The organism is Streptomyces sp. NPDC057543, assembly GCF_042801895.1.
GTDB lineage: Bacteria > Actinomycetota > Actinomycetes > Streptomycetales > Streptomycetaceae > Streptomyces.
Genome location: NZ_JBHVFF010000464.1, coordinates 1 through 4,199, shown reverse-complemented (window position 1 = coordinate 4,199; position 4,199 = coordinate 1). Strand labels below are relative to the sequence as shown.

The 4,199-nt window shown below is 69.6% G+C and carries 4 protein-coding genes; all 4 read right to left on the bottom strand.

Features of this window, described 5'->3' with window-relative positions:
• Window positions 1–50: 50 nt before the first annotated feature.
• Window positions 51–950, bottom strand: coding sequence for a tRNA pseudouridine(55) synthase TruB (truB, locus tag ACFU8Q_RS39765; protein ID WP_384464603.1), 900 nt, complete (start codon window positions 948–950; stop codon window positions 51–53).
• Entirely contained in the window at window positions 947–1,396 is a 450-nt protein-coding gene (rbfA, locus tag ACFU8Q_RS39760) for a 30S ribosome-binding factor RbfA (RefSeq protein ID WP_384464600.1), read from the bottom strand. Before rbfA ends, truB begins: the two co-directional genes overlap by 4 nt.
• Window positions 1,397–1,421: 25 nt before the next feature.
• Complete coding sequence (locus ACFU8Q_RS39755) at window positions 1,422–1,718, bottom strand: DUF503 domain-containing protein (protein WP_384464606.1); 297 nt, start codon at window positions 1,716–1,718, stop codon at window positions 1,422–1,424.
• A gap of 168 nt (window positions 1,719–1,886) precedes the next feature.
• On the bottom strand, window positions 1,887–4,199 hold a 2,313-nt coding region (infB, locus tag ACFU8Q_RS39750; RefSeq protein WP_384464597.1), incomplete at its 5' end, for a translation initiation factor IF-2.

Below are 4,199 nucleotides of genomic sequence, written 5' to 3'. Positions count from 1 at the left end.
CGCCGGGGCCGCCCGCTCCACGATGGGGGCCCCGGGAGCCGGGGCACCGGTCAGGCGAAAACAGCGAGGCTCTTGGCCTTGCCCTTCTGTTCCTCGACGAGCACCAGGAACCGTCCGTCGGGCCCGAAGACCCCGACCGGTCCCGGCGGGAAGGCGGGCATGTCCAGCCGCACCCCGTTCAGCAGCAGCCTGGCACGCTTCTCGTCCACGTCCCAGCGGGGGAAGGCCGAGGCCGCGGCCTCGGCCACCGGCATCACGGTCAGCTCCTGCTGGTGCTGGTCGAGCGTCCGCGCCACGTCGAGTCCGTACGGCCCGACCCGGGTCCGCCGCAGCGCGGTCAGATGCCCGCCGACGCCGAGCCCGGCGCCGAGGTCGCGGGCGATCGCGCGGATGTACGTACCGGAGGAGCAGACGACGGAGACGACCAGGTCGACGACCGGCGTCCCGTCCTCGGCGATCGCCTCGCGGACGTCGTAGACGTTGAAGGACGAGATCGTCACCGGCCGGGCCGGGATCTCGAACTCCTCGCCGCCGCGCACCCGGGCGTAGGACCGCTTGCCGTCGATCTTGATGGCGCTGACCTTGGACGGCACCTGCATGATCGGTCCGGTCAGGGCCGCGACCCCCGCGTCGATACCCTCACGGGTCACTCCGGATGCGTCGGTCGACGAGGTGATCTCGCCCTCCGCGTCGTCCGTGACGGTGTCCTGGCCGAGCCTGATCGTGCCGAGGTACTCCTTCTCGGTCAGTGCGAGATGGCCCAGCAGCTTGGTGGCCTTCTCGACACCGAGCACGAGAACGCCCGTCGCCATCGGGTCCAGCGTGCCGGCATGGCCGACGCGGCGGGTCCGGGCGATGCCGCGCATTTTGGCGACGACGTCGTGCGAAGTGAAGCCGGACGGCTTGTCGACAATGACAAGGCCATCCGGCGTCCTGTTCTGCGGTGTCATTCGGAGGCGGTGTCCTCGTCGTTCTCGTCCGCCTTGCGGTACGGGTCCGCGCCACCGGCGTACGTGGCGCCCGAGGACGCCTCGCGCACCCGCGCGTCCGAGGCACGCGCCCGGTCGAGGAGGTCCTCGATCGCCTTGGCGTTCTCCGGAAGGGCGTCGGCCACGAAGGCCAGCGTGGGGGTGAACTTCGTCCCCGCCGCCGCTCCGACCGCGGAACGCAGGATGCCCTTGGCGCTCTCCAGGCCGGCCGCGGCGCTCGCCCGCTCCTCGTCGTCGCCGTAGACCGTGTAGAAGACCGTGGCCTCCCGCAGATCACCGGTGACCCGGGTGTCCGTGATGGTCACGTGCGTACCCAGACGCGGGTCCTTGATACCGCGCTGCAGTTTCTCGGCCACCACCTCCTGGATGAGGTCCGCCAGCTTTTTCGCCCGCGCGTTGTCGGCCACTGGTCCGTCTCCTTCTCAGCCTTGCTCAATCGTCTTCGTCGCTGTGCAGCCGTCGTCGTACGGACAACAGCTCCACCTCGGGCCGGGCAGCGATCAGCCGCTCGCACCGGTCGAGTACGTCTGTGAGGTGTCCGGTGTCCCCGGAGACCACGGCGAGGCCGATCTCGGCCCTGCGATGGAGATCCTGATCGCCCACCTCCGCCACACTCACCGGGTACTTGCGCTGGAGCTCGGCGACGATCGGACGGACGACGGAGCGTTTCTCCTTCAACGACCGTACGTCGCCGAGAAGCAGATCGAAGGACAGTGTCCCCACATACATGTATGCCCGGATGTCCCGCCGGTTCGGGTTCGTGCCCTGCGCGTTTGGCAGGGACACAAGAACCGTACACGGAACGGCCGGGGCCGATCGACGGAAATATGACCCGTCGACCGGCCCCGACTGTTGAAAGGGGGTCCGGGGGGTGTGTCCCCCGGACATCCCTGCGGGTCAGCCTCGCGGCTTCTCGCGCATCTCGTACGTCGCGATGACGTCGTCGATCTTGATGTCGTTGAAGTTTCCGAGGTTGATACCGCCCTCGAAGCCTTCGCGGATCTCGGTGACGTCGTCCTTGAAGCGGCGCAGACCGGAGATGTTGAGGTTCTCCGCGATGACCTTGCCATCGCGCAGCAGGCGCGCCTTGGTGTTGCGCTTGACCTCGCCGGACCGGACCAGCACACCGGCGATGTTGCCCAGCTTGGACGAGCGGAAGATCTCGCGGATCTCCGCCGTACCGAGCTCGACCTCTTCGTACTCCGGCTTGAGCATGCCCTTGAGGGCCGCCTCGATCTCCTCGATGGCCTGGTAGATCACCGAGTAGTAGCGGACGTCGACACCCTCGCGCTCCGCCATCTGCTGGGCACGCCCGGCAGCACGGACGTTGAAGCCGATGACGATGGCGTCGGAGCCGGTCGCCAGGTCGATGTCCGACTCGGTGACCGCACCCACACCGCGGTGCAGGACCCGGATGTCGACCTCGTCGCCGACGTCGAGCTGGAGCAGCGAGGACTCGAGAGCCTCCACCGAACCGGACGCGTCGCCCTTGATGATGAGGTTGAGTTCCTGGACCAGACCGGCCTTGAGCGCCTCGTCGAGGTTCTCCAGGGAGAACCGGACGCCCTTGCGGGCGAAGTTGGCGTTGCGCTCACGGGCGGCACGCTTCTCGGCGATCTGACGGGCCGTACGGTCCTCGTCGACCACCAGGAAGTTGTCGCCGGCACCCGGGACGTTGGTGAGACCCAGCACGAGGACGGGGGTCGACGGACCCGCTTCCTCGACGTTGTTGCCGTTGTCGTCGAGCATCGCCCGGACACGGCCGTACGCGTCGCCGACCACCATCGTGTCGCCGATGCGCAGCGTTCCGCGCTGGACGAGGACCGTCGAGACGGCACCGCGGCCGCGGTCGAGGTGGGACTCGATCGCAATACCCTGCGCGTCCTGCTCCGGGTTGGCCCGCAGGTCGAGCGAGGCGTCCGCGGTCAGGACCACGGCCTCCAGCAGCTGGTCGATGTGCAGACCCTGCTTGGCGGAGATGTCGACGAACATCGTGTCGCCGCCGTACTCCTCGGCCACCAGACCGAACTCGGTGAGCTGACCGCGCACCTTGGTCGGGTCGGCACCCTCGACGTCGATCTTGTTGACCGCGACCACGATCGGCACCTCGGCCGCCTTGGCGTGGTTCAGCGCCTCGATCGTCTGGGGCATCACACCGTCGTTCGCCGCCACCACGAGGATCGCGATGTCGGTGGACTTCGCACCACGGGCACGCATGGCGGTGAACGCCTCGTGACCCGGGGTGTCGATGAAGGTGATCCGGCGGTCCTCGCCGTTGACCTCGGAGGAGACCTGGTAGGCACCGATGTGCTGGGTGATGCCGCCGGCCTCGCCCGCGACGACGTTCGTCTTGCGGATCGCGTCCAGCAGTCGGGTCTTGCCGTGGTCGACGTGACCCATGACGGTCACGACCGGCGGACGGGAGACCAGAGCCTCTTCGCCGCCCTCGTCCTCGCCGAACTCGATGTCGAAGGACTCGAGCAGCTCGCGGTCCTCCTCCTCGGGGCTGACGATCTCGAGGACGTAGTTCATCTCGTCCGCGAGCAGCCTGAGGGTGTCGTCGGAGACGGACTGCGTCGCCGTGACCATCTCGCCGAGGTTCATCATCACGGCGACGAGCGACGCCGGGTTGGCGTTGATCTTCTCCGCGAAGTCGGTGAGGGAGGCACCGCGCGACAGCCGGACGGACTGTCCGTTGCCGCGAGGCAGCATGACGCCGCCCACCGACGGGGCCTGCATGGCCTCGTACTCCTGGCGCCTCTGCCGCTTCGACTTGCGACCACGACGCGCGGGACCGCCGGGACGACCGAACGCGCCCTGCGTGCCACCACGGCCACCGGGACCGCCGGGACGTCCACCGAAGCCGGGACGACCGCCGAAGCCGCCGCCACCGCCGGGACGACCCGCGCCGCCACCGCCGCCACCGGGACGACCGGCGAAACCGCCGCCACCGCCACCGGGACCGGCCGGACGGCCCGCGAAGCCGCCGCCACCGGGACGACCTGCGCCGCCACCGCCGCCACCCGGACGACCGCCACCGCCGGGACCACGGCCACCGCCGGGGCCACCACCGGGACGCGGGCCCGCAGCGGGACGCTGCGGCATCATGCCCGGGTTCGGACGGTTACCACCGGGGGCACCGCCCGGACGGGGAGCCTGCGGACGCGGCATGCCGCCCGGAGTGGGACGGGCACCGCCCTGGCCCTGCCA